The organism is Gemmatimonas sp., from assembly GCF_046594945.1.
GTDB lineage: Bacteria > Gemmatimonadota > Gemmatimonadetes > Gemmatimonadales > Gemmatimonadaceae > Gemmatimonas.
This window is the reverse complement of record NZ_JBKJRB010000159.1, coordinates 1-4,054: the sequence shown is the minus strand read 5'-3', so window position 1 is coordinate 4,054 and position 4,054 is coordinate 1. Positions and strand designations below refer to the sequence as shown.

Annotated in this window: 4 protein-coding genes; all 4 read left to right on the top strand. The window is 64.3% G+C overall.

All coding sequences use genetic code 11. The features are described from left to right. Positions 1-814, top strand: an 814-nt coding sequence (locus ACLL97_RS19005; RefSeq protein ID WP_411282051.1) for an ABC transporter permease, incomplete at its 5' end; no start/stop codon positions are given. A gap of 4 nt (positions 815-818) precedes the next feature. Then, complete coding sequence (locus ACLL97_RS19000; protein WP_411282050.1) at positions 819-2,075, top strand: ABC transporter permease; 1,257 nt, start codon at positions 819-821, stop codon at positions 2,073-2,075. A gap of 11 nt (positions 2,076-2,086) precedes the next feature. Further along, the gene (locus tag ACLL97_RS18995; RefSeq protein WP_411282049.1) at positions 2,087-3,331 is read left to right on the top strand and encodes an ABC transporter permease; all 1,245 of its coding nucleotides are present in this window, start codon (positions 2,087-2,089) and stop codon (positions 3,329-3,331) included. A 3-nt stretch (positions 3,332-3,334) separates the two neighbouring features. Continuing rightward, a partial coding sequence (locus ACLL97_RS18990) for an ABC transporter permease (protein WP_411282048.1) occupies positions 3,335-4,054 on the top strand: 720 nt, incomplete at its 3' end.

Genomic DNA, 4,054 nt, shown 5'->3' with positions numbered 1-4,054 from the left:
TCCGGTCACCGTGGGTCGTGCCTTCACGGATCAGGAAGTCCGTGCCGGCGCGCGCGTGATCGTGATCGGCACGGAAGTCGCCGAGCATTTCTTCCCGGGACTCAATCCGGAGGGGCGCCAGTTGCGCGTGGCTGGTGTGCCATTCACGGTGATCGGCGTCATCGAGAAGCAGGGCTCGGTGTTCGGATTTTCACTCGACCGCAACGCGATCGCGCCGTACACCTCGCCGATGGGGCGCATTATTCGTCCGGCGCGCGATATCTCGTCGCTGATCGTTCAGGCTCCTACACAGGCCGATCTTCCGGACGGTATCGAGGCGGCGCGTGGCGCGCTTCGTTCGCTGCGCGGACTTCGCGCCGGTCAGCCCGACGACTTCGGCCTCATCACACAGGATGCGGCGTTTGGGTTTATCAAGCAGCTCAAGGGACGTCTCGTGCTGTTCGGCACCGCGCTCCCCGCGATCAGCTTAGTCGTCGGGGCCATGGTGATCATGAACATCATGCTCGTAGCCGTCGCCGAACGCACCCGAGAGATTGGCGTGCGAAAGGCGCTTGGGGCGAAACGGGCCGATATCATGTCGCAGTTCCTGGTCGAGGCCGCGACGCTGAGTACACTGGGCGCGGCGATTGGCATTGGACTCGGGATCGGCTTGGCGGAGGTCATCGCCGCGCTCACACCGCTACCGGCCGCGGTCGCCCCGTGGTCGATTGCCGCCGCTCTGGTGACTGGTGCCGGCGTCGGAATTGCCGCCGGCCTGTATCCGGCCAGTCGCGCCTCGCGCCTGGATCCCATCACCGCGTTGCGCCAAGAGTAATCGCATGAATCGATTCTTACTGGTTTTTGAAGGCGTTGGCATGGCGCTCGAATCCATCCGATCCAACAAGGTGCGCGCGGCATTGACCATCGCGGGCGTTGCCATCGGTGTGTTTGTCGTGGTCGCGATGGGTGCGGTGGTCAACGGAATTCGTGCGTCGTTCCAGCAGGACCTCGAACAGATCGGTGCCACGACGTTCATCGTGCAGCGGCGGAGCTCGGGAATCAGCGGCTGCGATGGTACGGACGAGAAGTGTCCGGATCGCAGCAACCCACCCATCTCGTTCGCCGAGTGGGAGATGATCAAGCGCATCCCCGGCGTCGAGCATGTGATCGGGGTGCTTGGCGGCCAGGGCAACTTCGCCTATCGTAACAGCCGCGTGGACAACGTCGGTTACGACGCGTACAGCGTGGAATGGCCGTCGGTCGATGCGTCGGACATCTTCCCGGGCCGGAATTTCACGCGCACCGAATACGAAGCTGGTAATCCGGTCGTGCTGGTGAACGACACCCTCAAAGCGCAGCTGTTCGGTGAGTCGGAGGCGATCGGAAAGCAAATCATGATCAACGGGCGACAGTTCACCGTGATCGGAATTTATGCGCCGAAAGCCGGCTTTCTGAAGTCGCTGGAGGGAAAGGGTCCGGATACCCCACGAGCGATTATTCCCATTCAAGCCGCCGTGCGCAGTCTCGACGTATGGCGCGGCAGTCTCAGCCTGTTGGTTCGTCCGGACAAGTCCGTCACGCAAGGCGAAGTCATGGACGAGGTGTTGGCGTCCATGCGCGCGCGCCGCGGCCTTCGCCCCGGCGACCGCGCGACCTTTTACCTGGTCGAGCAGGACCGCCTCATGGATACCTTTAACCAACTCTTCGGCGCGATCTTCGCCGTAGGCTTGGCACTGTCGGCGGTCGCCCTGCTCGTCGGCGGCGTGGGCGTGGTGGCCATCATGATGATCTCGGTGACCGAGCGCACCCGGGAGATCGGCGTGCGCAAGGCGCTCGGCGCCACCTCCGGAACGATTCGCTGGCAGTTCCTCGTCGAAGCCGCCACCATGACCAGCATCGGCGCCCTCGCGGGACTTGGACTTGGCGCGTTGCTGGCGTGGATCATCCGCACCAACACATCGATTCCAGCCACGTTGCCCGCCAGCATCGTGGCCACGGCATTGATTGCCAGCGCCGTGACCGGGGTTGCCTTCGGCATGCTTCCCGCCATGCGTGCGTCGCGGCTGGATCCGGTAGAGGCACTCCGGCACGAGTAGTTCCGGCCATCATGCGCTTCTCCGACGTTATCCGCCTGTCGCTGGTGCAGCTTCGCGTGAACCCCATGAGAACGGCGTTCACCCTGCTCGGCATCGTCGTGTCGGTTGGTTTCCTGGTGGCGGTGGTGGCGATCATCCAGGGGATGAACGCATATGTGAAGGAAAACATCGCCGATGCCATGATCGGCATGAACACCTTTCAGGTGCGACGACTGCCCATCAGTCTGGGCCTGTTCACCGACGACCAGTTTCGCCTCCTGCAGCGCCGCCCGCGGGTGGACGAGCGGGATGCCGAGGCCGTTCGCGAGGCACTCCCCGATGCCGTAGCCATCTCGCTGCAATCCGGATGGCCGACACCGCAGGCCGATGTCGTCTGGCGCGACCGCACACTCGGCAGCGTTCTGATCTTCGGGGTGACCGCGGGCTATCAAGTGGTGCAGGACTACCGCTTCACCGAAGGACGCCCACTCAGCGACATCGATGTGCGCGAACGTCGCCACGTGATTGTGGTGGGCGCCGACGTCGCGCAGAAACTCTTTCAGGGCGCGACGGCCATCGACCAGGACGTGCGCGTGATGGGACAGCGCTACACGATTGTGGGCGTCGTGGCACGGAAAGGCCGCGTGCTGGGGCAATCGTTCGATGGATTTGCCCTCATGCCTATTTCGGCGTTCGAATCGATATACGGGCGCCGACAGAACACCACGATCTCGATCAAGATGCGCGAAGCGCGGGAGGTTGGTCCCGCGATGGCTCGCGCACAGGAAGCCATGCGCCTCGCGCGCCGACTGCGGCCGTCGGATCGCGACAACTTCGACGTTGGTACGGCCGATGCGCTGGTGGATTTCTGGAAGCAGCTCACCAAAGTACTGTTTGCGGTGGTACCGGCCGTCGTCGCGATCGGCATTCTCGTGGGTGGCATCGTGATCATGAACATCATGCTGATGGGCGTCACCGAGCGCACGCACGAGATCGGGCTCCGCAAAGCGGTGGGCGCCACGGCGTCCGATGTGCGGCGTCAGTTCCTCGCGGAGGCGATCGCGCTAGCGATCTGCGGCGGCCTGCTTGGCGTCGCGGCCGGATGGGCACTGGCGGCCGCCATCGCGGCGTTCTCACCGTTGCCCGCCCGGGTGTCGCTGTGGAGTGTCGGTCTGGCGCTGTCGCTCGGTGCCGGCGTGGGCGTGCTATTCGGCGTGTACCCCGCGTCGCGCGCCGCGAAGCTCGATCCGATCACCGCCATGCGCGCGGAGACCTGAGCGATGAGTCTTCGAGTGGGTGCGTTCGGCGAGAATCTGCTCATCGCCTTCGACGCGATCCGAGTGAACAAGCTGCGCTCGTCGCTCACCATTCTCGGCGTGGTGATCGGCGTGGCCACGGTGATGGCCATGGCCGCGATCGTGGAAGGTATCCGCTCGCAGATCGTGACCACCATCGAAGTCGCGGGTCCCACCACGTTTTACGTGATGAAGAAGTTCTCGCAGACGCCGCTTAATCCGGACAACCTGCCGAAGGAAGTCCGGATCCGTCCGGATCTCGCCGAGCGCGAGGCCGATCGACTACGTCGCCTTCCCGAGATCGCGTACGCAGCGCTGTGGGCGCAGACGCTGGCGCGCATTGAATCGAACGGGGTCCGGTCGCAATCGATGGCGATCTTCGGCGCCGACGACGGGTTCACCCGCATTCAGGGCGGCGAGCTCGTGCAAGGGCGCTGGTTTACGCGCCACGAACTCAGTTCAGGGGCGCCGGTGGTCGTGCTGCAAGATGAAACGGCGCGCCGTCTATTCGGCCGCGAGCGCATGCTGGGTCGACAGGTCCAGGTGGGAGGGCGCCCGGTGGTCGTGATCGGACTCTGGCAGGAACCGGGTAACATCTTCGCGCCACCCGGACAGGCGGTCGGTGCCGTGGTGCCCTACAAATTCATGGAGCGCAGCTACACGATCGACAAGACGAACGCGCTCTGGATTCCCGTGAAGGCGCGC

Coding starts and splice junctions, on each gene's coding strand:
- ACLL97_RS19000 (WP_411282050.1), top strand. CDS start 819: ATGAATCGATTCTTACTGGTTTTTGAAGGCGTTGGCATGGCGCTCGAA.
- ACLL97_RS18995 (WP_411282049.1), top strand. CDS start 2,087: ATGCGCTTCTCCGACGTTATCCGCCTGTCGCTGGTGCAGCTTCGCGTG.